Here is a 26,413-nt window from a genome sequence, read left to right on the forward strand (position 1 = left end):
CCTGATTAGAAAAGCTCAAGGTGCCTGCCTTTCGGCGACAAGCATAAGACAAGCGCTGACAGAAGGCGCTTTTTGCCTTCAGAAGCGATTGGCTTATGACCTCGAGCCGATGGCACCTGGAGCTGGACATGTAAAACTAATTATTGCGTTCCTCTTTATAAAATTATAAAACTACACTAGATTAGATTATACAGAAACATTTATCCACATTCAATTACGAAAATACGACCTACGCCCAATAAAAAAGGAGCTTGCCATCTCTAGCAAGCTTACCTTCTCTAAAGTTTATCCAGAATACTTCCAATCCCGTTTCCAATGGCAACCATAATTTTCTCAAATAAAGAGCTAATTCCATTCCCAAGCTTCTCACCGATACTTGAAAAAAAGTTAAAAGCTTCTACATCCTCTAATTGTTTTTGTTTCTCTTCCAAATCATGACTCGTTACTTTTCTACCTAATACAGAAGCCTCAACCTCACCATTATTGTCATTAATATGAAAAGCACCTTGAAGAGAGGGGTCGTTATAGCCCCTCATCTTCTTCATCCCTTCATTCGCTTGCTGCATTCCGATCAACACTCCAAGTAGGAGAACGGTAACCAGTAAGAAACATTTCATCATGAACTTTACCATTGGAAAAATCCCCTTTAAAAGCTATTCCTTATTTGTTTCGTTTGAATTTACTTTTTCTGCCTGCCAGTAATACTCAGCGAAAACATCTGCTATTGCAGCTGATGTTCTTCGGAGTTCTTCAAAATTATTATCAACACCACCAAACTCAATTAACATTGCATTTCCTGATTTATCTTGGTTATATACACCATTATTACCTTCTCCACCCTGTTGTATTACTCCTCGGCTTAATCCTGGATATTTTTCCTCTAACATTTCATGTAATTTAGAAGCTATTTCAATATTCTGCTGAATATTTTTATTATCAGTTCCAACAATAAACGCTATTTTCGCGAACGCTTTCCCATCAATGGTAACTGTTGTTGTTTCTTTTCTATGTGCATCTCGGTGAATATCAATTAAATAGGTTAAATCCCTATTACTTGCCATTGCACTTGCGACCAATTCACCTGAGCCTTGATATGATTGATACCAATTATAACCTTTTCCTTTTAGATATTTGTCCATGTTCGTTTTATCTAGCTCTGTTCCGATTCCTCTTGCTTCCAATTCTTGGCTAAGCATTTCTCCCACCTTAGTTACATTAACTTCCGGATGTCTCGCATTATTCGCATTAGTTGTATCGACACCTTTTAAATGCGGAAAATACGATTCCGAAGAGTGGGTGTGATAAATATAAGCAACTTTCTTATCTCCAGTTGTCATTGTTGGAGGTGGTACAGTTTCAGTTGGTTTTTCTGCTTGTTCTACATTCTGAGTAGCAATTTCTCTTTCATCTAACATAACATCCAATGGAGGTGGCGACTCAATCGGCATATTCGTGTAATTTGTCCCTTCACCTGCTACAAGTATCTTTCCATCAAATATCGAGAATCCTGGGAGCTCTCTACCTAAAAAGCTCCTTGGATCGTCCAAACTCAGATTAGTAGCAGCTTTAAAGACTGCACCAAGATAATCTGGTTTTGTAGTTGATTCTGGAAGTCCTTGGACAAAGTAATGGTTTTCGTATCCGAGCAAATGAACCAAAGCTTCTCCTGAAAGATTTGTTGCCACATTACTTATGGAAGAAGACGAAATTCTATACTCTGGCTTAAGAGAGACAATAGCTCCCGTAATCGTAAATAATAATATAAAACTGAATATGAGGAATAGAATTCCTTTGACAATGCTAGTTCCTTGAATTGAGATCATCATTCCTTGAGTTCGAAAACTCTTCATATTCTACCTCCTCAACGTTTGTCTATCATATTGATATGATAAAACTTGATTTGGTAGAACCGAATTGATAGATTTCATTTACGTTTATTTTTCTTTACTGGATATCTAAAAATCGAGTGAACTGACGCATCATCTACCTTTTGACTACATTACCCCACTGGTGAACTAACATCCTTCTTATGGTTCATGGAAATGGTTTGCACTTATTCCTACGTTTGTTGCACCTCGCACTTATTAACACAGAAGTCGACAAAGCCACTAGATAATGGCCTTATCGACTTTACACATGTTCATCTTTACTATTATTTAGTGAGTGTATGCACCTAAATCATCCTGACCAATTTGACCATGCAATGCGGCGTTTAAACCACCTGCAATTACATTCGCCATATCCTCAATAAATACATCAACCTCTTTTGGAGTGACCATGAGATTATGTCCAAGTGGTGAGAGCACCTCATGTATCAACTTTCGTTTCTCGTCTTCAGGTAGAGTCCCTACTATACCTAAGAATGTATTCCGTTCTTGTTCTTCAGGTAGATCATCATCTGTTAACACTCTTTTTTCACCAAAGCTCATACCTGCTGGTACAAGTGCTCTTGAAGGCTTATCACCCTCTCGTAACTCTCTACCAAAATGCTTTAGTATAAAATCAATCGCATCACTTGTAATAGAAACAGCATCAACCACGGTAGGGATTCCGATTGCAATGACAGGAATACCAAGAGAGTCTTGGCTTAATTCCTTCCTCTTATTACCTACACCTGACCCTGGATGAATCCCTGTGTCAGAAATTTGAATCGTAGAATTCACTCGGGTTACAGATCGTGCAGCCAAAGCATCAATTGCAATAACAAAATCAGGCTTAGATTTTTCAATAACTCCATAGATAATGTCACTTGTTTCAATACCCGTTAACCCCATTACCCCTGGTGCAATTGCACTTACAGGTCGAAATCCTTCCTGTACACTTTCTGGTTGTAGTTGAAAGAGATGTCTGGTAATCACTAGGTTTTCGACTGCCATTGGGCCGAGAGCATCTGGAGTTACATTCCAATTCCCTAAACCAACAACTAGACAGCTTGCATCTTTCCCAATATTTAAATTTGATAAGAACTGACTAAATTCTTTCGCAAATACTTCCTGGACTTTTTTCTGAAGCTCAGAATCCTTTTGCCGAATTCCTTGAACCTCCAAGGTTAAATAATTACCTTTTTTCTTTCCGACTGCATTTGCACCTTCCTCCGTAATTTCCACGGTAGAAATCATAATGCCATCTTCTTCTCTTTCTTTAATAATGACACCTTCAATATCAGAAACAGGCTGCTGATTTCCCTTTATAGTTTTATTACGCTCTTCAACTGCCATCGTGCGCGCTTCTACAGCTAAATCAGTACGAACTGAATATTTGCTTAGATCTAGTTGTTCTCCCAATCCAATTCCCTCCATTTTTTCACATAGTACCTATATCTTTACCTGAGAAAATAAGGTTCATTCAATTTTTATTCTTTATGAAATATATTGGTATTGCATTATTACACCCAATTTGATAGAATATCTCTTGTTGTAACATCAGAGTATCAAAGACTATATTCTGATCATTAGGCGAAGGAAAACTTTAAAAATAAAGGTTTTCAACCATATTCGTAAATGATTGATCGTGTTAGATCATCTTGATATTCGCAGGAGGTGAAAGTATGCCAAATATTAAATCAGCTATCAAACGTGTAAAAACTAGTGATGAAAGCCGTGCACATAATGCAACTGTAAAGTCTGCAATGCGTACTGCTGTTAAAAATTTCGAAGCTACAGTTGCTAACAACGACGCTGAAAACGCGAAAGCAGCTTATGTTACTGCTGCAAGCAAGCTTGACAAAGCGGCTCGTAAAGGTCTTATCCATAAAAATGTTGCTGACCGTCAAAAATCTCGTCTAGCTAAAAGACTTAACGAGGTTAACGCGTAATAAATAAAAACGACTCCTTTTGAGTCGTTTTTTTATGTCTTCTTTTATATCAACTAATCTTACTTTGCTAAATTCATAATAAATAATTCCAAAATTAACTGTTTATCCCTTTTCCCACTCTTCATTTCATAGTCGGCTTCCGCGAGCTGGCTAATTATTTTGAAAAGCTCTTCCTGTGTGAAAAGAGTAGCTTGTCCACTTGCTAGCTTTACACGAAACGGATGAACCTTTAAACTCCCCGCAATTTGTTGTTGCCCATACCCTTGTCGTGAAAACTCCTTCACTTGAAAAATCAATCTAAACTGAGTTGCTAGGAGGGATAAGATTTTTATCGGTTCCTCATTATTTTGTAAAAGGTCATAGAAAATCCGTAACGCTTCATCAAGTCTTCGATTTACAACCTTGTCAATTAAGGTGAAAATATTTTGTTCTAGGGACCTTGGAACAAGCAACCTCACAGTTTCCTCACTTATTTCTCCGTCTGTTCCAACATATAAACACATTTTATCAATTTCCTGTGTAATATTCATAAGGTTGGTTCCTGCTACTTGTACTAACTCCTGTACGGCTCTTGAATTTATGGTTACACTCTGCTGTCCGGCTCTTTCATCTATCCAGCTATGTAGATCCTTTTCAGACAACGTATTAGCAGTTAAAATCTCAGCATTCGCTTTCAGTTGCTTTACAATTTTTCTTCGTTCATCTAATTTTTCATATGGGGCTGCAAATACAAGAATTGTAAAAGGCGCTGGTTCTTTAATATACTGTTCAAGTACCGATACATTATGTTCGACCTTTTCCTTATTCTTTTCCGCAGTTAAAAACGAAGGGTTTTGTAGGATAACAATTCGTCTCTCACCCATAAAAGGGAGGGTCTCCGCATCAGCTAGCGCTACCTCAATTGGAGTTTCTTCTAGGTCAAAAATAGATAAATTAAAATCCTTCTCGTCCTCTTCAATGCTATATTCAATAAGCAAATCCTTTGTTTCTTTTATTAAAAAGCTCTCTGTTCCATGCAATAAATAAATGGACGCAAATTGTTTTTTCTTAATTTTTTTCCATAGATCTATGTTCATATCGTTTCCTCTTTCGCGTAAGCCTTCAACTATCTATTTAATCGTATAAGGAAATCATAAATATTTCAACCTATACATATTCTCTTTGAAATGTAAAAGGGAATTGACATAGGTCAATTCCCAATCTATATGAAACATTACCGGACAAGCCCCGGGTATCTTGTCGAGTAATGATTATTTTTGCGTTTCTAGAGCTTTGCGATTATTTAACTTTATGTACTACTAGTGTTCACACGTTTTATTTGAACTATTTGTGACAAGTGTTGTTAATCAAGGAAGAGTATCGGATAATAGGGGTAATAGGTTACTGCTTTTTCTTAAAAGGAATTATAGATTTTTTTGATTAGTTAGGCTATACTATAACTGTTTAGGAGGGGTTATTCGTGAACGAATTTGAAAAGAACATTAAAAACACACGTAATGATGTTATAGATGCTGGTGTGGCCTTCGTTGCTTCATTTGGTTTCTTTGCTACAATTTTCATCATTGCAACATTAATTAAGATTATCGGATCATAATAACCGACAGATACATACTGTCAAACGAGACTGCCTATTATGGCAGTCTCTTTTCGTTCCTTTTGTTCACTTTATCTTATGGAATGGATGTCATAAAGGTTCCTGAATTTCTGAAAAAACGATACTGAATAGCACCATCTTGATCAGTTCGGTATATCTTTACACTTGATTCTTTAAAACGATTTACTACATCTGGGTGCGGATGGTTAAAACGATTATTTTCCCCCACAGGAATTAAACCAATTTTCGGACGTATTAATTGGATAAACTGTTCAGTTGATGAGGTCAAGCTTCCGTGATGCCCTACTTTTAATACATCTGCCTTCAGGTTTACATACGTTTTAATTAACTCAATTTCACCGTCCTTCTCAAGGTCACCTGTAAATAACCATTTTAATCCTCCTAGCCTTGTATATATCACAATTGAATTGTCATTTTCATTCATTTCATTACCATTAGGAGCAAGTATATGAAAGGTATGGTTTTCATTCTTCCATGAATATCCGCGTTCAGCGATTGTGATCTTTATTTTTTCTTTAGACGCATTCTCTTTTAACTCTTCTTCAAGCTTTGAATCTTCAAGGTTTTTTCCAAGCAGTACCTCCTTTACTTTTATATTTTCAATAAGTTTTTTGGCCCCTCCAATATGATCCTGATCACCGTGCGTAATAATAACCTTATCCAGATGCCGTACACCTTTTGATTTTAGAAAAGGAATAATAATATCTTCGCTAGTTGAAAACTCTTTTCTTCTTTTTCTCCATGGTTCTTGTGCAAATGAAATGATTCCTCCTGTATCAATGAGGTATACCCCTTTTCGGTAAGGTAATTCAATTACTATGCTATCTCCTTGCCCAACATCTAGCATTGTGACCTCCCCATAGGGATTTATGTATGGCACCAATAAATGAATCAGAAAGACTGTTATCGGACCTAGGAGCGATACCTGTAAAAAGTGTTTCTTTTTCTCCCAATGAATGAGATATACAAAAATGGAAGCGCAATATAACATCATCAGCAACACGCCTGGCTTACCTGGTGTCAGAACGGAAAAAGCAGAATCTGAAAACCAAACAGTTACTTGATTCAATGTCTCTATTGAATACGAAAGAATATAGGCAAAAAATTGACCAACAGGCTCTAGTAATCCTAGTAATAACACTGTAAACAATGCAAATGGTAATATACACACTGAATATAATGGGACATAAAGAATATTAAGAGGTAGGCTAAGGATGGAAAACTCATAAAAATGATAGAGTAGAATTGGTAGGGAACAAAGTTGTGCCAGGAATGAGACCACAACCAATGATGATAAACTAGTCGTATATTGTTTAAATAGTACTCTAGAAGATACGATGAGAGACGCACTTACAATGAAGGATAATTGAAAGCCGATATTTACTAACAGGTAGGGATTACTTGCTAACATGCCGATGCATGCAATACTTATGACATCTAGCATGCTACTTTTCTTCCACCACATTATGCTGACAAGTAAAAGTATGGACATGACTGCTGATCGAATAACTGACGGAGACCCTCCGGCAATAATGATATATGCTGGCAGTAGAACTAAAAGTAAAGTAGTAGCATTCTCACGTGTCATGCCAAATCGAATACATAAAAAGTAAAACATGCCTGTCATAAGGCTAACATGCAGTCCCGAAATGGCTAGTAAATGAATTAAGCCTAAAGACTGGTAGGAGTCAACAATATCAACTGAGATGTTTGTTCGTTCCCCATATATCAGAGCTTGAATAATCCCTGCAGTTGATCCTTCAAAATGGGAGTCAATTTGATTTATCCCCACTTCCCTGATTTGTAACAACCATCTTTTAATTGACCAAGTATCTTGAGGCATACACTTTTCTAGTGAAATTTCACTTGCCTCATAGATCCAATGGATTTTTTGTGTATATAGATATCTTTGATAGTGAAATGCGTGTGGGTTTCGAGAGACTTGAGGTTCATTGAGTGTCCCAGTAAACGTACAAACAAATCCAACCCTCAACTCTGATCTCAGCTGGATCATTTCTTCTTCAGTTTGGAAATAGTAGGTGAGTAGAAGCTTTTCCTCATTTGTTGTGTTAACAATTACAGAAAACTTATCTCCATTAATATCTGGTGTTTCCAGTAGTTCTGCAGTAATTGATGTAGCTGTAGGAGGTAGTTTTGTTTGGTTTTTCGAATCGATTATTAAAAAAAGAACCATGAATGAAAAAAGAGTGATGATACAGAGAAGGATGAGTGTGAGTTGGTGGCGGAATATCACATAACCAAGTAAGAAGAGTGTAAGGAGTATAGGTAACCAATAAAAGGAGGTATAGGGAACCAGTATTCCAAAAATCGAAAAAAGAGCAAGAAAAATAAATTTTCCTGTTACATGGTCCCTATACTTTCCTATAAAATTAACTGACGCTCGAAAATAGAGTTGCAGCCTGTTCATGCAATCTTTTTATCTCCCTTTCATCCGCACCTGATTCCGTTAATTTTTCAAGTAAATCATTCACAAATTCCAACTTTTCCTTTGACTTTAGATCAACCACCATTTCTTCCAGTGGTACCTTCTCAATTCTTACATCTGATTTCTCAAACATTTCAATTGCATATGGATGATTTTTGTAATCCTCTGCATAATAAACTACCTTGATACCCGCCTGAATGATTGCCTTGCAGCATTGCAAGCATGGAAAATGAGTAACATAAATTTCAGCATTCTGAGTAGGAACTCCGAATTTTGCGCATTGCAGCAGCGCATTCATTTCTGCATGTACAGTTCTAACACAATGATTGTCGATCACATAACAGCCTTCGTCAATGCAATGAGTTCCTCCAGCAATAGAGCCATTATAGCCCCCAGCAATAATTCGTTTGTCTCGAACAATTGTTGCACCAACTGTCAATCGCGTACATGTACTACGTAATGCAAGTAAATGGCTCTGTGCCATAAAATATTGATCCCATTTAATTCGATTCAAAATTCCCCCAACCCTTCTGAGTAAGTATAAGCATAATTTCAACAAAATCTTACAATTATTTTAAATGTTTCTACAGCAAACCGTCAAATTGAAATACTGAGGTATCCTATCCCGTCAGAGGCGTACACATTGATACATTTTGAGGATAAGCTAATTTAGTGTGAGCTCATCTTTTATTTTTTCAAAGGACTTTTGTCCAATTCCACTAATTAAAAGCAAATCCTCCAGCGCCTTAAATGGTCCAACTTCTTCTCGGTAAGAAATAATAGCAGCTGCTTTTGATGGACCAATCCCAGTTAATGTTTCCAGCTCCTCTTGAGTTGCTTTATTAAGTGAGACTTTTCCATCATTGTTTTGTGTCATATCACGTAAGCTAGGATTCAAGTTCTCACCAATACGAGGAACGTAAATAACCATTTCATCTACCACTCGTTGCGCTAAATTTACTTGTCTGTGTTCGGCATCCTTCGTAAATCCTCCGGCCATATCTACTACATCTTTTACCCTCATCCCATCTTGTACTTCAATAACTCCTTCCTTATGTACTCCACCTTTAATATCCACAAGGATTGTTTTCTCTTCCTCTATGGGATCGATTTCTTCTTCTAGCGCAGGCTCAACCAGCAAGTTTTCCTCCTCTAATAGAGGTTCTGAACTTGCGTCATCTACAATAAAGTTATACAAGAAAATAAAAATGACAATGCTTATTCCACATAAAAGTAGGATTAGTTTTATCCTTTTGTCTCTGATATTCATATTTCCTTTCCTTTCTTTTATCTTTTTTATTAACTATCGTTCATATTTTAGTTTAGAAATACATATTGTGTTAGGAGAATAGTCTGTAGAGGAGGGACGAACTTGAATATAGGGTTTATCGGTACAGGAAACATGGGGAAAATTTTAATAGAGGCTTTTGTAGATTCTCTTGCTGTTCCGCCTTCAAAATTAACCATTACAAATCGTACTATTGAGAAAGCATTTGCTATCAAGAACTCCTTACCAGATATCAATGTGGTGGCTACCAATGAAGATGTTGTGAAGGGTTCAGATTTAATTTTTATTTGTGTGAAGCCTTTAGAAATTCACCCCCTTTTACACCAACTATCTTCTTCCATAACGAATAATAAATGTATTGTTTCTATTACAAGTCCAATATCAGTCGATCAGCTTGAGTCTATAGTAAGTTGTCAGGTAGCGAGGATCATCCCAAGCATTACAAATCGTGCACTAACTGGCGTTTCCTTATTTACTTTTGGGGAAAGCTGTAGTAGCAGGTATCGAGATTATCTGGAGTATCTTTTTGAGCAAATATCCACTCCTGTTCATATAAAAAATGACATCACAAGAGTTGCATCTGATATTGTAAGCTGTGGCCCCGCTTTCTTTAGTTACTTGTTACGGAAGTTTGTAGATGCAGCGGTGAAGGAAACGAAAATTTCTGAAGAACAAGCTACAGCATTAGCAAGCGAAATGATTGTAGGAATGGGGAAATTACTTGAAAAGGAAATTTTCACATTACCAACTCTTCAAGAAAAAGTATGTGTCAAAGGCGGTGTAACTGGAGAAGGAATTAACTCGATGGAAGAACATATTGGTGAATTGTTCGAAGAATTATTCAGAAGTACCCATAGAAAGTATCATGAGGATATATCAGAGGTAAATAAGCAATTCAATGAGACTCCGTCTCGCTAAATATACCACTCTAAAAAGAAATGCGCAAGGCTCGTGGAACTAGGCAATGGAAACTAGGTTAAAAAGAAAAAAAGGGCAGACATTCGTCTGACCCTTATTTTTTCGAGGTAAATAAGATTCGTTCAGAAGTTTCTTTCACAGAATTACTAAAATCAGCTGTAATTTCCTTTACTTCAAACCCTGTTTTCTCTACCCATTTTTTATAAGTGTCAATCGGATACGTTCGCTGTGTATGAAATTCATCGAACCTCACGTACTCTCCGTTATGCTCATTTTTCACAAAAAAGGATAATTCATGCTCAACACTATGAGGGTACTGGCCCTCGAAACAGCTCCATATATAACTAACATCTTCATCACTATTAACAAAAGGACCATCCATAAAAATAAAATCCATTTTGTATACTGAGTGAACATCAAACAGAAATAACCCACCATCTTGTAAAAGCCGATAAGCATTTTGAAAAGTTTTTTGCACTTCCTCTTCAGTTTGCAAATAATTTAGCGAGTCACAGAAGATTACTATAATATCGAATGGATCAAAACCTTCAAGCTCAACCATATCCTGTTGGTAAAACTCGATGTTAATCCCTGCCTCCAACGCCTTACTGTTAGCTACTGATAGCATATCTTCAGAAAGGTCAACACCTACAACTTCGAAACCTTCCTTTGCAAGTCTAATGGATATTTCTCCAGTGCCACAGCCTAAGTCCAGAACTCGTAAAGGTCTGTTATTAATAAAACGTTCTGCTTTTTCCTTTAGAAAAGTAATCCATTGATCATAACCTACATCATTCATCAGTTCATCATAAATGTAGGCAAACTGACCATAACTCATAAACTAAGCACATCTTCAACCGTTTCGGTTGGCGCGTCACCCCAGAGGCGCTCTAGATTGTAGTAGGTACGTTCGTCTTTGTGGAATACATGTGCAATAACATCCCCTAAATCAACTAATACCCATCTTGCCTCATCAAAACCCTCAAGACGTTTAATATGAATCCCCTTCTCGTCAGCCTGATCTTTAATTTCTCGAGCAATCGCTTGTACCTGTTTTTCTGAATTCCCATGACATATTAAAAAATAATCTGCTACAAGGGACAAACCTTTCATATTCAATGCAATAATATTTTCCGCACGCTTATCATCTGCAGCTTGAACTGCTAACGTTAAAATATCTCTTTCACTCACTCTATAATTCCCCCTTCTTTTCAAAAATTAATGAATTATATGTTTTCAATGTTTCTGGATAAATCGGTTGATTCTTTTTTGCTAAAAACATGATTGTATTGCGCAATGAATAAATAAGAGCTGTGTTCAAATCCTGTTCTGCTACTTCTCTTACCTCTTCAACACCAGGAAACTGTCTACCAGGCTCAATATAATCTGCTACAAAGATTACCTTTTCAAGCAGTGTCATTTGTTCTCTTCCAGAAGTATGATACATAATCGCATTAAGGATATCTTCCTCCTCAATACCTACCTCTGTTTTCACAAGAAATGCTCCTACAGGTGCATGCCAAAGCTCTGTATTATGAGTTAGTAAATCTTGTGGCATGCTCTGGTCAATTATGATTTGTTTCATTTCATCTTTCGGTCTAAACTTTGCATAGTCATGAAAAATCGCCGCTATTTCGGCTTTTTTTTCATCTACATGATACCGTTTCGCAAGCCGGATTGCGGTTTCCATTACACCAATTGTATGCTGATAACGATGCTCTGTTAATTGCTTCTTAACAATTGAAAGAGCCTTCTCACGTTCCATATAAATGTTTCTCCTCTATATAGTTTCTTACTTTTTCAGGGAGTACATACATTGTATTTCCCTTTTCTCGGAGTCTTTTTCGAATCAAGGATGATGAAATCTCAAGTTGCGGGATATCTACTTCCGTTACTGGATATTGAGTTGGAAAAGAATAGCCAGGTCTTTTAACACCTACGAAAGTAACCATTTCAACAAGCTCATCAATTTTATGCCAATGGGGTAGATATTCAACCATATCCCCACCGATAATAAAATAAAATTTTGTATCCTTGTGTTTTTCTTTCAAAATTTTAATTGTGTCATATGTATAGGAGGGGCCTTCTCTTTCTAGCTCGATTAGCTCTAATTTAAATTTAGGCTGGTCCGAGATAGCAAGTGAAAGCATTGAAATCCGATCCTCGTCGCTTACATAGCTTTTCCTATCTTTGTGAGGAGGAATATTATTTGGCATAAACCAAACTTCCGAAAGATTCAGCTTTGTTAATACCTCCGACGCAATGAATAAATGACCTATATGAGGCGGATCAAATGTACCACCGATGATTCCGATATGGTTCACTTTTTACCCTCCATGTCTGATGAAAATGACCCATCGCTAGTTGAGCTTCGACTAAATTCCGACACGTCCTGTGTCGAACGTCGAAGTCACCACATCCTGTGGAAGCTCGTTGGCTTGCTTTTCCGTTCCTCACGTATTAGTTGCATACGCTCCGGTACTCAAAGCTTCGCCGCCTCGAACTTTCGACGCACAGGATGTGCTAGTGTCGACAATGCCACAGGACGTGGCGTTGTTGTCGACGCGGTCCTTTTCATCCTCCTTTTTTGAAAACTTATTTTGACTTTGGTAGTTCCAGTTTTTTATTTTCCTTCGACTCTTTGTAGAGCACAATTGTATTCCCAATGACTTGAACTAACTCAGCTTTTGCACCTTTACTTAATCCTTCTGCAACAGTGTCGCGGTCATCCTCACAATTTTGAAGTATACTTACTTTTAGTAGTTCTCTTGCTTCAAGAGCCTCACTAATTTGTTTAATCATATTATCATTTACCCCACCTTTTCCCACTTGGAATATAGGGTCTAAATGATGAGCCTTTGAGCGTAAAAAACGCTTTTGTTTTCCTGTTAACATGTCTTTCCTCCCAATAACTTTGTTACTAGCCTTTCCATTCTGTCCGTATCTGGGAATATTCCAGTCCATTTTTCAAAAGCAAGGGCACCTTGATACACGAACATCCCAATCCCATTTTGAGTAATAGCACCACGTTTGCCTGCTTCAAGTAACAGCTTCGTTTCAAATGGATTATAAATAATGTCACTAACAATCGTATCAGCTGTAAGGTTCTCCACTGATATAGGAAGTTCCTCGATGTTTGGATGCATTCCCACGGATGTTGTATTTATAATAACCTTATATTGACCAAGGTTTGCTTGTGCTTCTACATATTTAAGCGGAAATGATTCAACCTCGTATTGACAATCATCAATAATCGCCTTAGCTCTGTCAAGGGTACGATTTACAATATCGATCTTCTTAACACCCATTGCAGCAAGCGATATAAATATCCCTCTTGCCGCACCTCCAGCACCAATAATAAGAACTTTAGCTGAGCATAGATCTTCACTGCTAATAACTCGATTTAATGAGCGAATAAACCCATAACCGTCTGTATTATAACCTATTAATTTGCCATTATCATTTACAATCGTATTAACAGCACCAATATTAGCTGCAACTTCTTCCACTTCATCTAAATACTCCATTACCTCAACCTTATGAGGTATTGTCACATTCATCCCTGCTATGCCAAGTCCCCTCATTCCTTCAATTGCAGACCTTACATGACCTGTTTCAACGTGAAAGGCGTGATACCTCGCTGACAGCTTGTAATGGTCAAGTAGGTCATTATGCATCAAAGGGGACATTGAATGTGATATAGGATCTCCAATAACACAAAATACCTTTTCCATATCCCTCTCCCATACTCTTCTATTTTCTCTATATTGTTATCTTCCCTAGATTAGTGATTTTCTAACAATAACTCCGACTCCCTTTGGAACATGAGCAACTACCTTCGTGTGTGGTTCGTTAATTGTTACCCAGCCCAATCCAGAAAACACAATATCCGTTTTTGCCTCTTTAATCATAAATTCATGGGCAACCAATGGAGGGAAATCATCGAGTTCATTTTTTCCAGGAGGCTGTAATAGTTCTCCTTTATGTGTTTCGTATAGTTCATCTGCATTCTCAAGCTTTGTACGATGGATATGTAACAAGTTTGAAAAATGACAAACAAATGACTGCCTGTCCCCACTTACAAAATCAAACCTAGCCAAGCCTCCAAAAAAGAGGGTCTGTCTTTCATTTAGTTGAAACACCTTTGGCTTAATTTCTTTTTTAGGTGTTATAATTTTCAGATCTTGTTTCGATACAAAGTGGGCCATTTGATGATGATTAATAATTCCTGGAGTATCAAATAGTGAATGATTATCATCCAATGGAATATCAATAATATCTAGAGTTGTACCAGGAAAGTGAGAAGTTGTAATGACATCGTCCTTCTCTCCACTATATTCCTTGATAATGCGATTAATAAATGTGGATTTCCCTACATTTGTACACCCGACAACATAGACATCCCTTCCAAAGCGATAATGCTCGATTGCTTCGGTTACCTCTTGGATCCCTATTCCTTTTTCAGCACTTATTAGGAAAACATCAACAGGCTTGAGTCCTAATTCTCTAGATTCTTCCTTCATCCAATTCACTAGTTTCTTTTCTTTAACAGACTTTGGTAGTAAGTCCACCTTATTTCCAACTAGTAGTATATTATTGTTTCCTACAAAGCGATGGAGACCAGGCAACCAGCTGCCATTAAAGTCAAAAATATCAACAATCTTGACAATTAATGCATCTGTCTGTCCTATTCCATGTAAGATTTTTAAAAAATCATCGTCTGTTAACGATACATCCTGCACCTCATTGTAATGCTTTAATTTAAAGCAGCGTTGGCAAATAATTTTCTCCTTTTCAAGTGAAGAAGGTGGTGCATATCCCAATTCTGTTTGGTCAGTGGTTTGTATTTCAACTCCACAGCCAATACAGCTCATCTTATTTTGTTCCACTTATTAATCCTCCCAATAAAGCATTCCTTTACGTTTCATCCAAGAAAGTATCTTCCTTTCGACAAAACGGTTAAACTTTGTAAAAAAGCCATCTGTTTGAGCAACAGGAACCACCAGTATAGTGTGTAATCCTGTACGGTTACCACCAAATACATCTGTTAGCAATTGATCCCCAATTACAACAACCTCTTCATTTTTTAGTCCCATTTCCCTTATTGCTCTTTTAAAGGCTCGAACCAACGGTTTTCTGGCCTCGAAGATAAAAGGGATTCCTAATGGATCTGCGAAATCCTTGACTCGCTTTTCATTGTTATTTGAAACAATGGTAACAGTAATTCCAGTATTCTTAATATCCTTGAACCAATCCACCAGTTCAGGTGTTGCGTTTGGACGGTCCCATTCTACTAATGTATTATCTAAATCTGTAATCACACCTTTTATTCCAAGCTCCTTAAGCTTACTTGGGGAAATCTCAAATACGGATTTCACATGTTCATTAGGTAGAAAATTGTTTAACAATGTCGTACACCTCATTACCAAAATTAAGATTCAAAAGTATGATGCTATGACCACGTTAGTAGAGTCGATGGAATCTTTTTTGTGTGTCAGTTCATACAGCTTTTGAACATCCTTTATATGTATCCATCCTATCATAACGAATTAATGGCATTTCCACAAAGCAAAAACACGACAAAATTCGCCTTCATTTCACTTTTCCACCCGCAAAATAAAAAAGTTTTCGACAAAAGTCAGTATATTTCAACAACTGTGGATAAGCTTATGCACAATTTACACAGCGATATACTTAGATTTCCATAAATTATAAACAAAATACTCACAGGTTATCCACTATTTCCTGTGGATAACAGAACGGTTGTTCTATCGTTTTTTTCGTGATAGAGTTAGATTACAACAAGAACAACATAATAGTATATGACATCATGACATCAATTAGAACGCATTACCCCTTACTTTTTTTTGGAGGTGAATGGCCAATATTTGGCAACATGACATGAAAAAATTATCAGATGACTTGTTAATTGAATCTTATTTTAAAGCAAAAAAACTAAAGCTAAGTCCTGATTTTATTCACCTTATAGAAACTGAAATCTTGCGCAGATCATTAGGACATAGAATCAGAAATATATCATAATAGTGGACAAGTATTCAAAAGAGCCTACTGGCTCTTTTTTTCTTTCTCCTCTATATACCCAAGAACCTCACCAACTTTAATATTTGTTGAAGCCTTCCTTTCAGGGTTAAGTTTGAAACTATTTTTTTCAAATAAAAGGATGACGGTTGAACCAAATGAGAAATATGCAATTTCTTCTCCTTTTTCCACCTTGTCACTCTCATGTGTGGTTTCGATACTATTTACAAACATAGCACCAACCTTCACCATGGCAATATGTTTCCCGTTTGCCTTTATTTCGGTTATTTTTCTAAAATTCTTTGTTAACGGGTCTCTCCCATATTTTAACCCTAGTTTATTCACTGGATACGATTTACTTCCTAGTACCCACTGCTTTGTAATGAATCCAGAAATTGGACTATGAATTCGATGATAGTGACTAGGACTTAAATAAAGAATAAGGAAAGTACCATCTATGTATTTGGAAAGCGCCTTTTCATCACCTAGCATTTCTGAAATAGAGTAATGCTTATTTTTGACAATCATTTCTTTTGTTGCTGTAATAACACCTGTATCTTCTATCACTGCATCAACTGGACTTATGACACTATTCTCATTCTTGTCAATTAGCCTACTTTCTTTTTTAAGCTTCCTTATAAACAAATCATGTAGAGTTGGAAAATCCCCCAAACCTTTTTCCATTTCTGCTTGGTTAATCTTGTATATTTTCGCATAACTCGGAATAAGTATAGCACTAACTGTAGATTGTGAAAATTTTTTAATGATTGCCGAAGAAAAACGATGGTTCGTTAATTCAATTAAGAAACGATAAAGCCATTTTTGCAAATTTGGTTACCTCCCAAAATTCAGATTCGCCTTGGTGTATTTCGCCCGATTTTATGCCCACACGAAGTTGGTCATGAAGACGTTGTCACAGGATGTGTCGTTCTTAGTCCTCGTTCCTATGATCGATAAACTCTCCTTTGGATAATCGTTGCACCCACCGGAGGCTTAACTTTATTCAAAAGCTAGTTTTTGCTAAGTAAAGTTAATCAATTACTCTTTACTTTTTAACAAATATAAGAATAAAATAATATAATAAAGCAATACTATACTATTTTATTTATTTTACAATGTTTTTACAAAGAAATTATGGCGGAAGTTCAAAAAGTAAAGTAAAGTAACTATAAGTTCCCCTATGTGGCCGACTCTTTTGAACATCCTTTTACGAAAGGAGTGATGGAATGTTTTTATTAGAGTATCTAGATTCAACAATTAAAAAGCTAAAAGCACATACAGCTAATATTCTAACTCTAATCAACCTAAGCTTAGGTGGTTTTTCAATTTTATTTGCGTTGAAAGATGAATTAAATTTAAGTTTATTATTAATTTTTTTAGCTGCACTCGCTGACCGGTTTGATGGGATGGTAGCTCGACGATTCCAAATCGAGTCAGAACTTGGAAAGCAACTTGATTCCATGTGTGATATTATTTCATTTGGAGTTGCACCGGCACTTTTATTATACCAAGGTATCATCCATGAATTCGGAGCACCAGGTATGTTTTTCACCGTTTTCTATATCGGTTGTGGAGCATTTCGATTAGCAAAGTTTAATATTAGCGACAACAAAGGCTTCTTTGTTGGTTTACCAATAACTGCAGCAGGCTGTCTCTTAACTCTTAGCTTCTTAGCTATTCCGTATATTTCTCCTCAATTTTTTATTTACCTAATCATTATTCTTTCCTTCCTAATGGTCGGTACATTTAAATTAAAGAAAGTATAAAAAACACCTATCCTTTACGGGACAGGTGTTTTTGCTGTCTAACCAAGTAATTGAAAATTGATAAGGGCAATTACTTTAGATGCGAAGGCTTAGAGCCAGCGTTTTTCGGAATTATTTAGTAAGTTCCAAAAACTCTTCCACATCTCTAATGGAGAGTTTTACGGCTTTTTCCCAGAAATCACGCTTTGTTAAATCTACACCTAAGTGTTTAGCAGCCAAATCTTCAACCTTCATACTAGCAGTATCCTTTAATAGCGCAATATACTTCTCTTCATAATCTGTTCCCTCTTCTAATGCTTTCGCATAAATTCCTAATGAGAATAAATATCCGAATGTATATGGGAAGTTGTAGAATGGAACTCCTGTAATGTAAAAATGCATTTTTGATGCCCAGAATTGAGGATGATATTCATCAAGTGCCCCACAATACGCTTCCTTCTGTGCCTCAAGCATTAGTTCATTTAAACGCTCAGTACTAACAATTCCTTGTTTACGCTCCTCATAGAATCTAGTTTCAAATAGGAAGCGAGCGTGGATATTCATATAAAACGCAACACTTCTTTGGATTTTATCTTCTAATAGAGCAATCTTTTCTTCTTCACTCTTTGCATTTTTCACCGAAGCATCTGCAACAATCATCTCTGCAAATGTCGAAGCCGTTTCTGCCACATTCATAGCGTAACTTCGATTCAATGTATGAACCCCTGCCATTGCATGCTGATGGAATGCATGTCCTAGCTCATGGGCAAGCGTTGAAACATTCGAAGGTGTTCCAGAGAAAGTCATAAAAATTCTAGATTGATCACTTTCTGGGAAGCTTGTACAAAATCCTCCTGGGCGCTTACCTGGACGATTTTCAGCTTCAATCCAGCTATCTTCAAACGCCTTTTCCGTGAATTCGGTTAGCTTAGGTCCAAACTTGCCAAATTGCTCAAGAATAAACTCGGCACCCTCTTGATAGCTAACTTTGCTCTCAGCTTGACTAACAGGTGCATCTAAGTCATACCAACTTAATTTATCTAAGTCTAGAAGATTTGCTTTTCGGTTTAAGTATTCAACAAATGGCGCCTTGTATTCTGTAATGACTGACCACATCGTATCAAGCGTTTCCTTAGACATACGGTTAATATCAAGTGGTTCTCTTAATACATTATCCCAGCCACGTGCCTTATAGACATTTAATCGGTACCCACCCAAGTGGTTTAATGCTTCACTTATATAGTCTGTATGCTCCCCCCACGCTTTTTCCCATTGTTCAAACATCGTTTTACGTACATTGCGATCAGAGCTTGAGAATTTGTTAAAAGCCTGTCCAACTGAAAGCTGTTTGGATTCACCATTTTCCTCAAAAGAAACCTTGATGTTTCCAACAACCATATTATATAACTGCCCCCATGCATGATACCCATCTACACCTAAGGCATTAATAAGGTTCTCTTGCTCAAGTGATAGCTTTTCCTTTGCTCTCGTTCTTCTCTCCTCTAATACGTAGGAGAGCTCGTTAAGTGGTTCCTCTGCTAAAAGCACTTTCCAAACTGACTGCTCAATAGATACAAGCTTTTGATCAAAAGCTGTAAGAATGGATTGAAGTTCACTACTTAGTTGAGTTGTTTTTCCTTGTAGTAAAGTCGCTCCACGATCTGTTGTATCTTGCGCTGTTAAACAACTAACAAACGCGCCAGCCTGGCGAAGTTTTTTAAATGATGATTGAAACGCATTAAGAATACCTAAAAGTGCGTCTTTGTCTTTTGCATTTGTTGGTACTTCGAAAGAATCAACCAAGGCGCTGAAATCTACTAATTCATTTTGTAACGCTTCCAAGAAAGATGCAAATGCTGGTGAACTGCTGCCACCTTCAAAGAATACATCTAAGTCCCATTTTAATTCGTATGTACTTGTACCCAAAATTAATTCCCCCTTCTTCAATTATTTAGACTCACTAAATAATTTATATGATTCATTATAAAGGGACTTTTGTAAAATTTCTATCATTTTGGACATTTTTTTATAAATTCCATAATTATCAATAGATGCATGAAATGTACCGTTAGTGGCAAAATAAAGAAAAAGTTCGGAGTTGCTAGTGTAATGAAAAAGCACCCTTTTCAAAATTATATAGAAAAATTTAAAATTTCGAATCAAGAAGCCGAAAAGTATCCTGAAAAGCCAGCAACAGAAGATATAGAAAGAAAAAATAATGAAATAGATACGAAACTAGAAATAAATGTCTCATTACTAAAGAAGATTTATTCAATTCCAGAAAACAACGATGTAAAAATCCACAATTTTACGATTAGTGGGTTGGATAAAAAAGCTGCTTTACTGTTTATTTCTACAATTATAGATGTAGATGTTGTGAATGAGCATATACTTGAACCTTTATTAAAAAATGAGGATTCAACAAAGGAAGTAGTAAACCTAATTGAAGTACAATCGTTGTCAACTGTTCAACAAATAAGCGATCTAGTGAACGGTGTCAATCAAGGAAATACAATTTTACTAGTTGATGGTGAAAAAGAGGCCTACATAATTGGGACGGCAAACTTTCAAAGTAGATCGGTTGAGAAAGCTGAAACTGAAGTTGTCCTCAAAGGTCCAAAAGAGGCATTTAACGAAAAGGCAACGACAAATATCTCGTTAATTCGAAAAAAGATTAGAAATGAAAACCTAATCGTTGAGCACTTAACCATTTCGAAACGTTCCAAGAATGAACTATTTTTACTTTATGTTAAAGATCTTGCAAACGAAAAAATGATAAAAAATATTAAAGAAAGAGTCAGTGCGTTAGATGTGGATGCCATCCAAAATCTGTCTCTTTTAGAACAATATATTGAAGAGAGACCTCGATCGATATTTCCTAGTATTTTATATACGGAACGACCGGATCGAGCTACTTCGTTTTTAGAAGATGGTTATATCGTTTTGTTGATGAATAACTCGCCAGCCTCCTTGATATTACCTGCAACATTTTGGTCGTTTATTCATAACCCTGAGGATCATTATCTGCGATTTATATATGGAAATTTCATTCGAGTCCTACGTGTTTGTGCGTTATTTATTACAATTTTCACATCGGCAATCTATGTTTCAGTCACAAATTACCATTCAGAGATGGTTCCAACGGATCTTTTATTAGCGATATCAGCAACACGTGAAAAAGTTCCTTTTCCATCACTCGTCGAAATATTAATGATGGAAATTGCATTTGAACTTATTAGGGAAGCTGGACTGCGTGTCCCTAATCCGATTGGACCCACAATCGGAATCGTAGGGGCACTAATATTAGGTCAAGCAGCTGTTCAAGCAAATATTGTCAGTCCTATCGTGGTAATTGTAGTAGCACTAAGTGGTTTATGTTCGTTTACCCTCAGCGACGTTAGTATGAATTTTGCCATAAGAATAATACGGTTTGCACTAATTTTTTCGGCAGGTGTATTTGGGATCTATGGGATGACAGCCTTTTTTACAATTGGGATGTTTTATATGGTATCCATTAAATCATTTGGCGTCCCTTACCTATCACCTATGTCACCAAAGTATATATCGTCTGAGGATACAATTATCAGAAAAATAATTAAGAATGAAAGATTCCGTCCAGGTTATGTAAAACCTAAGGATGTCATAAAAAAAGCAGAGGAATAATGAAAATATGGAAAAATCACGGGGAAAAATTGGTATAAGAGAATATGTTGCGATTTTACTCTTAGTGGTTGGTGTTAAGCTAACGGACGATACACCAGCTATCTTGGTCGATCGCCTTGATTCTGCATACTGGTTAGCCCCACTCATTATTGGGGTATTAGCCGTTATTCCGACTTATCTCCTGTTAAAAGTCATAACAGCTTATAAGAATAAGAATTTACATGATGTAATTCTTCATTTATTCGGAAAGTATGTTGGTACATTTCTATCATGTATTCTTTTATTATCAGGGTTAAATGCTCTCATTTTTGACTCAGCCATATATGTAGATATTATAGGTACAATGTATTTTACAAGAACGCCATCATTGCTAATTTATATCGTATTAATGGCTGTTTGTACGTATGGCGCAAAAAAAGGACTAGAACATATCGGTTCCGTAGCATGGTTAGTACTTAGTTATATTAAAATCTCTCTGTTAATAGCTCTATTATTATCACTACGGGAGAGTAATACAGCCTTTATTTTCCCAATTATGGGACCAGGGATTATAGAAGTCATAAAAGAAAGCACTTCTCATGTATCATTGTTTGCAGAATTTTTTTTTATCGGATTAATTGCACCGTACATAGTATCACAGAAAGCGTTTAAAAAAGGAACCTGGATTGCCTTAGTAATAATAACCTTAGAATTATCTATTTGCTTTCTTGTCTATTTAATGGTATTTGATTATGAAGGTTTAAAAATGATTAATTATCCTTATCAAGAACTTATCCGGTTAATTAGGGTTGGTTTTTTAACCAACATCGAATCGTTTTTCTTTCCTTTTTGGATTATTGCTACTTTTATCCGTTTTACTTACTATCTATACTCCATTGCTATTTTTTTAGGAGGAATTTGTAATATAAAAAGCTTCGAATATCTAACCCCAATTATCGCAACCATTGTTGTTATTATTGGAATGATTCCTGAGGCACCCACTTTAACAATCTTTCATATTAGAGATTTGGTTCTACAAATCATTAGTCCAATGTTTCTTCTAATTCCTTGCCTAATGTGGCTCATTGCAAAGTTAAAAGGAGATTTGAAACATGAAAAAGCTAAGCAAAACAGCTAGACTTATCTCATTATTCACCATTTTATTGTTGGTCGGATGCTCGGATTTACAGGAGATTGATGAAAGAGCTTATGTCCTTGGTATAGGTCTAGATAAGGCAGAAAATGAAGGTATGTTGAAAATTACTTATTTAATATCCAATCCAGAGGCTGGATCCACACAACAAGGCGGTGGTTCAACTGAACCAACACATGAAATTATTTCATTTAATGCTACCAGTTTTATACAATCTCAAAACATAGCAAATGCTGTCATAGCAAAAGAAATTACTTATGATATTTTAGACTTCTTTATTATTTCAGAGGAATTGGCGAGGGATAAGGCCTTTATTCGATGGATATATGATGCAACAAAGGATCGAGAAATTCGACGTGACACGAAAATTATGGTTTCTAAGGAGAATGCCTTTGATTTTATAGAAAAGAATAAACCAAAACTTGAAACGAGAAGACATGAATACTTCGAAATAATGTTTAGAAATGCAAATATGATTGGGTTAATTCCGATGTCCTCCATTCATCAATTTTTTAGAATAACGGAAGCAGATGCAGATTTATACATTGCTGCTTATGGAACGACTGAAAAGGATAAAGATACAGCAGATAAAAATATTGATGACGAACTAATCGCTGGAAAATTGAATGTTAGTGGAAACACAAATCCAGCACAATTTCTTGGTTCAGCAGTATTTAAAGAAGGACAAATGATTGGTACATTAACAGTGGAAGAAACCCGAATTGCTCATTTGCTAAATAAATGGGCTAACAAACCAAGTTTTTTGGTTACTTTTCGGGATCCATTTTTAAAGGATTATTGGATAACTGCACGTTATACACAATTATCTAGTCCACAAATAACTACGGATGTATCGACGAAACAACCAAAAATTATGATTACTGTTCCTTTACAAGTTGAGATTTTAACAGACCACAGTATGGTCAATTATGCTAAACATGAAGAGAAAAGGAAAGAATTAAAGGAGCATATTACAAAAAGAATCGAAAAAAAGATGAAAGAGTTTGTTACACGTACTCAAGAGGAATTTCAGGCAAATCCTTTTGGCTTTTCTTTAGTTGCAAGAAAACACTTCCTAACCATCCCTGAGTGGGAGAAATATGATTGGATGAAAGCATATCCAGAAGCAGATGTGAGCATTAACGTCGATATTAAATTTGGAGAATTCGGCAGGCAATCAAAATTACCAGAATATAATAGAGTAAGGGATTAGATATGACCATAATTAGTTACTTTTTAATGTTACTCATGATTGTGTATACTGTAGGTTTTTCTATTTCTCTATGGAAGGAAAAAAACAAAACGGGTTCAATCGTTGTTTTTGGTATGGCTTTGATAATAGCCATAGTGCCATTTTTCACGATAATTTAGTTATAAAAAGTATTCCGGTATATATGTGATTTTACAAATATCATGCTGATGATGTATACCTTGAATGGTCTTTTTTACTAACATCAGCTTTTTTCTAATGGACAGACACAAGCAAGCACTTACCCTCATAACATTAAGTATAGGCAAGTGCCTATGAAAAGTAGTGTACCTACAAATACATACACTACGATTTTGTGGAGGTGAGCGAATGTCTGGAATTTTAGCAGCATTAGGTTATTTTGTTAAAGAATTATTATTTTTAGTATCTTATGTGAAAAACAATGCTTTTCCTCAACCGTTATCATCTTCAGACGAGAAGAAATACCTACAATTATTGGCCGAGGGCAGTGAACATGCTCGGAATATCTTAATTGAACATAATTTACGGTTAGTCGCTCATATAGTGAAAAAGTTCGAAAATACCGGAGAAGACACGGAGGATCTTATCTCAATTGGAACAATTGGTTTAATAAAAGCAATCGAAAGCTATTCACAGGGGAAAGGAACAAAACTAGCTACGTACGCTGCAAGATGTATTGAAAATGAAATTTTGATGCATTTACGCGCGTTAAAGAAGACTAAAAAGGATGTTTCTCTTCACGATCCAATTGGCCAGGATAAGGAAGGAAATGAAATAAGCTTAATTGATGTGCTAAAGTCTGAAACTGAAGACGTGATTGAAACCATTCAGTTGAATATGGAGCTCGAGAAAATAAAAGAATACATTGATGTTCTTGATGAAAGAGAGAAAGAAGTCATTGTTGGCAGGTTTGGGCTTGATCTAAAAAAAGAAAAAACACAGCGCGAAATTGCAAAAGAACTTGGAATCTCAAGAAGCTATGTATCACGTATTGAAAAGCGTGCTTTAATGAAGATGTTTCATGAATTTTATCGGGCGGAGAAGGAAAAAAGGAAATCATAAGAACAAAAGGTGGATTGCTCAATAGCAACCCGCCCTTTTTGTTTTCACCAAAATTTATAATTCTACGCTTACTTCAGTTCCAACGATAATAGCAATTACTGATGTAACAACTAACCCCATAACAATCATAAACATGTCATCTACCTCCAAAGAAAGGATTGTTTTCTTACTTTTACTTTATCACTTTTAAACTGTGTAAACGTTACCCACTTTTGAACATTGTGTTAAGGAAATTTGACAGAAATAAGGCAGTATCACAACATAAAAGGAGTGCCACGTTTTGGCACTCCCTTCAAATTTTATTATTTATTTTTCTTTGAAAATAGAATTGTAAATATGAGCACATGAAACGATAACATCTTTAGGCTCCTCCCATCAGCATTCAATTAGGTGGAATCTTTCTCCACAAATAGCCAAGCAGTAATTGGATTTCTTTTCATAATCATTTTACATTCCCCTTTCCTATTAATTTTGTTGTTACATACATTGTTAGTATGGTCGCATCATTGAGTATTGACGGTCCTTCATTTCTTCCATTCGTTTAGAAACCTGTTCTTCATGAGCAAGCTGCTCAATTGATCTTTTACGCGTTGAAATAGAAATAGTTAAAAAGAATAAGTTAATGGTCATTATTATCTCACCTCCTTTAGAAGTTAATTTTCAAATGTCTTAGTGTACTAATTTTTAGTTAAAAAAGCACACAAAAATACCACAGGCACATAACACCTGTGGCGAATAAAGGCGAAAAAAAGCCACAGGTATCTATTCCACCTGTGGCATGATTCATGTATTTTTTAATAAAAATTACAAATTAATCACCAGTGCGGTCGAATAGGTTGTTGCATATAAAGTTTTTGACAAATCGATTGTTGCTTTGATCATTTCATTCGACCTCCTTTATAATTAATTTTTCCTACAATGGTAATTATAGCCAATCTAATACTATTTGTAAACACATTTTTTGTAAAAAAAATCCTTCTCCTATAAAATACAGGAGAAGGACTGTTATTCATCTAATTGTTTTCTAGACTTCATGGCTAATATAAAGAATAGTAAAGACAAGCTTAAGAGAATTGCTGTTGAACCCATTAAAGTATATAGTTGAAACGGAGAACGATCCTCCGGAATAATGACACCAATATATAAGAACACACTTAATGCTAGAAGGACATATCCGAAGTGTGTATAATCCGTAATTTTACTACGTAGACTTTTCATCTCTTTGTTCTGTTCCATCATGCATCACACCTACCATATTAGTAAACTACCACCTAATCATACCACAATCAATATACGGATTATGGATGTAAATATTAGCAGTTAATCAGGGTGATGCTACATTAATTAAGAACAAAAGCACAAGGCGCTTTTTGCCTTGTGAAGCGATTGAATTGTGACTTAGAGTGATGGCGCCTGTAGCTAGCATTGAAATCTAAGTACGAAATTCTTTACTTCTTTCC

General features: G+C 36.1%; 28 protein-coding genes. 9 read left to right on the top strand and 19 right to left on the bottom strand.

What is annotated here, in order from left to right:
• Positions 1 to 278 precede the first annotated feature (278 nt).
• From ACWNMY_RS04260 to gpr, 3 genes are all read right to left on the bottom strand, one after another.
• Entirely contained in the window at positions 279 to 632 is a 354-nt protein-coding gene (locus tag ACWNMY_RS04260) for a DUF3679 domain-containing protein (protein ID WP_449537037.1), read from the bottom strand.
• 21 nt (positions 633 to 653) lie between these two features.
• Positions 654 to 1,850, bottom strand: a complete 1,197-nt coding sequence (spoIIP, locus tag ACWNMY_RS04265; RefSeq protein WP_449537038.1) for a stage II sporulation protein P — start codon at positions 1,848 to 1,850, stop codon at positions 654 to 656.
• Positions 1,851 to 2,156: 306 nt separating this feature from the next.
• Positions 2,157 to 3,284: a GPR endopeptidase gene (gene gpr / locus ACWNMY_RS04270; protein ID WP_449537039.1), complete on the bottom strand. Its 1,128-nt coding sequence runs from the start codon at positions 3,282 to 3,284 to the stop codon at positions 2,157 to 2,159.
• 263 nt (positions 3,285 to 3,547) lie between these two features.
• Between gpr and rpsT the strand changes: the two genes are divergently transcribed.
• Positions 3,548 to 3,814, top strand: coding sequence for a 30S ribosomal protein S20 (rpsT, locus tag ACWNMY_RS04275; protein WP_449537040.1), 267 nt, complete (start codon positions 3,548 to 3,550; stop codon positions 3,812 to 3,814).
• A 59-nt stretch (positions 3,815 to 3,873) separates the two neighbouring features.
• On the opposite strand, the gene holA is transcribed toward rpsT, so the two are convergent.
• Entirely contained in the window at positions 3,874 to 4,890 is a 1,017-nt protein-coding gene (holA, locus tag ACWNMY_RS04280; RefSeq protein ID WP_449537041.1) for a DNA polymerase III subunit delta, read from the bottom strand.
• Between the two features lie 383 nt (positions 4,891 to 5,273).
• Between holA and ACWNMY_RS04285 the strand changes: the two genes are divergently transcribed.
• Complete coding sequence (locus ACWNMY_RS04285) at positions 5,274 to 5,408, top strand: YqzM family protein (RefSeq protein WP_449537042.1); 135 nt, start codon at positions 5,274 to 5,276, stop codon at positions 5,406 to 5,408.
• Between the two features lie 76 nt (positions 5,409 to 5,484).
• Here the strand turns inward: ACWNMY_RS04285 and ACWNMY_RS04290 are convergent, their stop codons facing one another.
• The 3 genes from ACWNMY_RS04290 to ACWNMY_RS04300 form a co-directional block, all read right to left on the bottom strand.
• Positions 5,485 to 7,857, bottom strand: a complete 2,373-nt coding sequence (locus tag ACWNMY_RS04290) for a DNA internalization-related competence protein ComEC/Rec2 (RefSeq protein ID WP_449537043.1) — start codon at positions 7,855 to 7,857, stop codon at positions 5,485 to 5,487.
• A complete protein-coding gene (locus ACWNMY_RS04295; protein WP_449537044.1) occupies positions 7,820 to 8,389 on the bottom strand; it encodes a ComE operon protein 2 in 570 nt (189 codons plus the stop codon). Before ACWNMY_RS04295 ends, ACWNMY_RS04290 begins: the two co-directional genes overlap by 38 nt.
• Positions 8,390 to 8,539: 150 nt before the next feature.
• Positions 8,540 to 9,145, bottom strand: a complete 606-nt coding sequence (locus tag ACWNMY_RS04300) for a helix-hairpin-helix domain-containing protein (protein ID WP_449537045.1) — start codon at positions 9,143 to 9,145, stop codon at positions 8,540 to 8,542.
• Between the two features lie 102 nt (positions 9,146 to 9,247).
• On the opposite strand from ACWNMY_RS04300, the gene comER reads away from it, so the two are divergent.
• The gene (gene comER / locus ACWNMY_RS04305) at positions 9,248 to 10,081 is read left to right on the top strand and encodes a late competence protein ComER (RefSeq protein WP_449537046.1); all 834 of its coding nucleotides are present in this window, start codon (positions 9,248 to 9,250) and stop codon (positions 10,079 to 10,081) included.
• A 94-nt stretch (positions 10,082 to 10,175) separates the two neighbouring features.
• On the opposite strand, the gene ACWNMY_RS04310 is transcribed toward comER, so the two are convergent.
• From ACWNMY_RS04310 to ACWNMY_RS04345, 8 genes are all read right to left on the bottom strand, one after another.
• Entirely contained in the window at positions 10,176 to 10,919 is a 744-nt protein-coding gene (locus tag ACWNMY_RS04310) for a class I SAM-dependent DNA methyltransferase (protein ID WP_449537047.1), read from the bottom strand.
• Positions 10,916 to 11,272: a ribosome silencing factor gene (gene rsfS / locus ACWNMY_RS04315; RefSeq protein ID WP_449537048.1), complete on the bottom strand. Its 357-nt coding sequence runs from the start codon at positions 11,270 to 11,272 to the stop codon at positions 10,916 to 10,918. The genes ACWNMY_RS04310 and rsfS overlap by 4 nt, the downstream gene beginning before the upstream one ends.
• A gap of 1 nt (position 11,273) precedes the next feature.
• The gene (gene yqeK / locus ACWNMY_RS04320; RefSeq protein ID WP_449537049.1) at positions 11,274 to 11,846 is read right to left on the bottom strand and encodes a bis(5'-nucleosyl)-tetraphosphatase (symmetrical) YqeK; all 573 of its coding nucleotides are present in this window, start codon (positions 11,844 to 11,846) and stop codon (positions 11,274 to 11,276) included.
• Positions 11,836 to 12,405, bottom strand: a complete 570-nt coding sequence (locus ACWNMY_RS04325) for a nicotinate-nucleotide adenylyltransferase (RefSeq protein ID WP_449537050.1) — start codon at positions 12,403 to 12,405, stop codon at positions 11,836 to 11,838. Before ACWNMY_RS04325 ends, yqeK begins: the two co-directional genes overlap by 11 nt.
• Before the next feature lie 271 nt (positions 12,406 to 12,676).
• The gene (gene yhbY, locus ACWNMY_RS04330; protein WP_449537051.1) at positions 12,677 to 12,976 is read right to left on the bottom strand and encodes a ribosome assembly RNA-binding protein YhbY; all 300 of its coding nucleotides are present in this window, start codon (positions 12,974 to 12,976) and stop codon (positions 12,677 to 12,679) included.
• Positions 12,970 to 13,815, bottom strand: a complete 846-nt coding sequence (gene aroE / locus ACWNMY_RS04335) for a shikimate dehydrogenase (RefSeq protein WP_449537052.1) — start codon at positions 13,813 to 13,815, stop codon at positions 12,970 to 12,972. Before aroE ends, yhbY begins: the two co-directional genes overlap by 7 nt.
• A gap of 45 nt (positions 13,816 to 13,860) precedes the next feature.
• On the bottom strand, positions 13,861 to 14,955 hold the full coding sequence (gene yqeH / locus ACWNMY_RS04340) for a ribosome biogenesis GTPase YqeH (RefSeq protein WP_449538384.1): 1,095 nt from the start codon (positions 14,953 to 14,955) through the stop codon (positions 13,861 to 13,863).
• Positions 14,956 to 14,973: 18 nt separating this feature from the next.
• Complete coding sequence (locus ACWNMY_RS04345) at positions 14,974 to 15,489, bottom strand: YqeG family HAD IIIA-type phosphatase (RefSeq protein ID WP_449537053.1); 516 nt, start codon at positions 15,487 to 15,489, stop codon at positions 14,974 to 14,976.
• 493 nt (positions 15,490 to 15,982) lie between these two features.
• On the opposite strand from ACWNMY_RS04345, the gene ACWNMY_RS04350 reads away from it, so the two are divergent.
• The gene (locus ACWNMY_RS04350) at positions 15,983 to 16,123 is read left to right on the top strand and encodes a sporulation histidine kinase inhibitor Sda (protein WP_449538385.1); all 141 of its coding nucleotides are present in this window, start codon (positions 15,983 to 15,985) and stop codon (positions 16,121 to 16,123) included.
• Positions 16,124 to 16,147: 24 nt separating this feature from the next.
• On the opposite strand, the gene ACWNMY_RS04355 is transcribed toward ACWNMY_RS04350, so the two are convergent.
• Positions 16,148 to 16,948, bottom strand: a complete 801-nt coding sequence (locus ACWNMY_RS04355) for a phosphatidylserine decarboxylase (protein ID WP_449537054.1) — start codon at positions 16,946 to 16,948, stop codon at positions 16,148 to 16,150.
• A 398-nt stretch (positions 16,949 to 17,346) separates the two neighbouring features.
• Here ACWNMY_RS04355 and pssA point away from each other — a divergent pair, with 398 nt between their 5' ends.
• The gene (pssA, locus tag ACWNMY_RS04360; protein ID WP_449537055.1) at positions 17,347 to 17,886 is read left to right on the top strand and encodes a CDP-diacylglycerol--serine O-phosphatidyltransferase; all 540 of its coding nucleotides are present in this window, start codon (positions 17,347 to 17,349) and stop codon (positions 17,884 to 17,886) included.
• A gap of 111 nt (positions 17,887 to 17,997) precedes the next feature.
• Here pssA and ACWNMY_RS04365 read toward each other — a convergent pair whose 3' ends face one another.
• Positions 17,998 to 19,791, bottom strand: a complete 1,794-nt coding sequence (locus ACWNMY_RS04365) for a M3 family oligoendopeptidase (protein ID WP_449537056.1) — start codon at positions 19,789 to 19,791, stop codon at positions 17,998 to 18,000.
• 183 nt (positions 19,792 to 19,974) lie between these two features.
• Between ACWNMY_RS04365 and ACWNMY_RS04370 the strand changes: the two genes are divergently transcribed.
• The 4 genes from ACWNMY_RS04370 to sigK all read left to right on the top strand — a co-directional run bounded on the left by ACWNMY_RS04370 (position 19,975) and on the right by sigK (position 24,953).
• Complete coding sequence (locus tag ACWNMY_RS04370) at positions 19,975 to 21,528, top strand: spore germination protein (RefSeq protein ID WP_449537057.1); 1,554 nt, start codon at positions 19,975 to 19,977, stop codon at positions 21,526 to 21,528.
• A gap of 7 nt (positions 21,529 to 21,535) precedes the next feature.
• The gene (locus ACWNMY_RS04375) at positions 21,536 to 22,645 is read left to right on the top strand and encodes a GerAB/ArcD/ProY family transporter (RefSeq protein ID WP_449537058.1); all 1,110 of its coding nucleotides are present in this window, start codon (positions 21,536 to 21,538) and stop codon (positions 22,643 to 22,645) included.
• The gene (locus ACWNMY_RS04380) at positions 22,620 to 23,873 is read left to right on the top strand and encodes a Ger(x)C family spore germination protein (RefSeq protein ID WP_449537059.1); all 1,254 of its coding nucleotides are present in this window, start codon (positions 22,620 to 22,622) and stop codon (positions 23,871 to 23,873) included. The genes ACWNMY_RS04375 and ACWNMY_RS04380 overlap by 26 nt, the downstream gene beginning before the upstream one ends.
• Before the next feature lie 366 nt (positions 23,874 to 24,239).
• Entirely contained in the window at positions 24,240 to 24,953 is a 714-nt protein-coding gene (gene sigK / locus ACWNMY_RS04385; protein WP_449537060.1) for an RNA polymerase sporulation sigma factor SigK, read from the top strand.
• Between the two features lie 489 nt (positions 24,954 to 25,442).
• On the opposite strand, the gene ACWNMY_RS04390 is transcribed toward sigK, so the two are convergent.
• Positions 25,443 to 25,583 (bottom strand): YrzI family small protein, encoded by a 141-nt coding sequence (locus ACWNMY_RS04390; RefSeq protein WP_449537061.1) that lies wholly within the window; start codon positions 25,581 to 25,583, stop codon positions 25,443 to 25,445.
• 375 nt (positions 25,584 to 25,958) lie between these two features.
• Positions 25,959 to 26,189, bottom strand: coding sequence for a YrhC family protein (locus ACWNMY_RS04395; protein WP_449537062.1), 231 nt, complete (start codon positions 26,187 to 26,189; stop codon positions 25,959 to 25,961).
• Positions 26,190 to 26,413 lie beyond the last annotated feature (224 nt).

It is taken from the genome of Ferdinandcohnia sp. Marseille-Q9671 (assembly GCF_976954385.1).

Coding starts and splice junctions, on each gene's coding strand:
- sigK (WP_449537060.1), top strand. CDS start 24,240: ATGTCTGGAATTTTAGCAGCATTAGGTTATTTTGTTAAAGAATTATTA.
- ACWNMY_RS04300 (WP_449537045.1), bottom strand. CDS start 9,145: ATGAATATCAGAGACAAAAGGATAAAACTAATCCTACTTTTATGTGGA.
- yqeH (WP_449538384.1), bottom strand. CDS start 14,955: ATGAGCTGTATTGGCTGTGGAGTTGAAATACAAACCACTGACCAAACA.
- spoIIP (WP_449537038.1), bottom strand. CDS start 1,850: ATGAAGAGTTTTCGAACTCAAGGAATGATGATCTCAATTCAAGGAACT.
- aroE (WP_449537052.1), bottom strand. CDS start 13,815: ATGGAAAAGGTATTTTGTGTTATTGGAGATCCTATATCACATTCAATG.
- holA (WP_449537041.1), bottom strand. CDS start 4,890: ATGAACATAGATCTATGGAAAAAAATTAAGAAAAAACAATTTGCGTCC.
- yqeK (WP_449537049.1), bottom strand. CDS start 11,846: ATGGAACGTGAGAAGGCTCTTTCAATTGTTAAGAAGCAATTAACAGAG.
- ACWNMY_RS04380 (WP_449537059.1), top strand. CDS start 22,620: ATGAAAAAGCTAAGCAAAACAGCTAGACTTATCTCATTATTCACCATT.
- ACWNMY_RS04390 (WP_449537061.1), bottom strand. CDS start 25,583: ATGACCATTAACTTATTCTTTTTAACTATTTCTATTTCAACGCGTAAA.
- ACWNMY_RS04260 (WP_449537037.1), bottom strand. CDS start 632: ATGGTAAAGTTCATGATGAAATGTTTCTTACTGGTTACCGTTCTCCTA.
- pssA (WP_449537055.1), top strand. CDS start 17,347: ATGTTTTTATTAGAGTATCTAGATTCAACAATTAAAAAGCTAAAAGCA.
- yhbY (WP_449537051.1), bottom strand. CDS start 12,976: ATGTTAACAGGAAAACAAAAGCGTTTTTTACGCTCAAAGGCTCATCAT.
- ACWNMY_RS04310 (WP_449537047.1), bottom strand. CDS start 10,919: ATGAGTTATGGTCAGTTTGCCTACATTTATGATGAACTGATGAATGAT.
- ACWNMY_RS04395 (WP_449537062.1), bottom strand. CDS start 26,189: ATGGAACAGAACAAAGAGATGAAAAGTCTACGTAGTAAAATTACGGAT.
- ACWNMY_RS04375 (WP_449537058.1), top strand. CDS start 21,536: ATGGAAAAATCACGGGGAAAAATTGGTATAAGAGAATATGTTGCGATT.
- ACWNMY_RS04290 (WP_449537043.1), bottom strand. CDS start 7,857: ATGAACAGGCTGCAACTCTATTTTCGAGCGTCAGTTAATTTTATAGGA.
- ACWNMY_RS04370 (WP_449537057.1), top strand. CDS start 19,975: ATGAAAAAGCACCCTTTTCAAAATTATATAGAAAAATTTAAAATTTCG.
- ACWNMY_RS04350 (WP_449538385.1), top strand. CDS start 15,983: ATGAAAAAATTATCAGATGACTTGTTAATTGAATCTTATTTTAAAGCA.
- rpsT (WP_449537040.1), top strand. CDS start 3,548: ATGCCAAATATTAAATCAGCTATCAAACGTGTAAAAACTAGTGATGAA.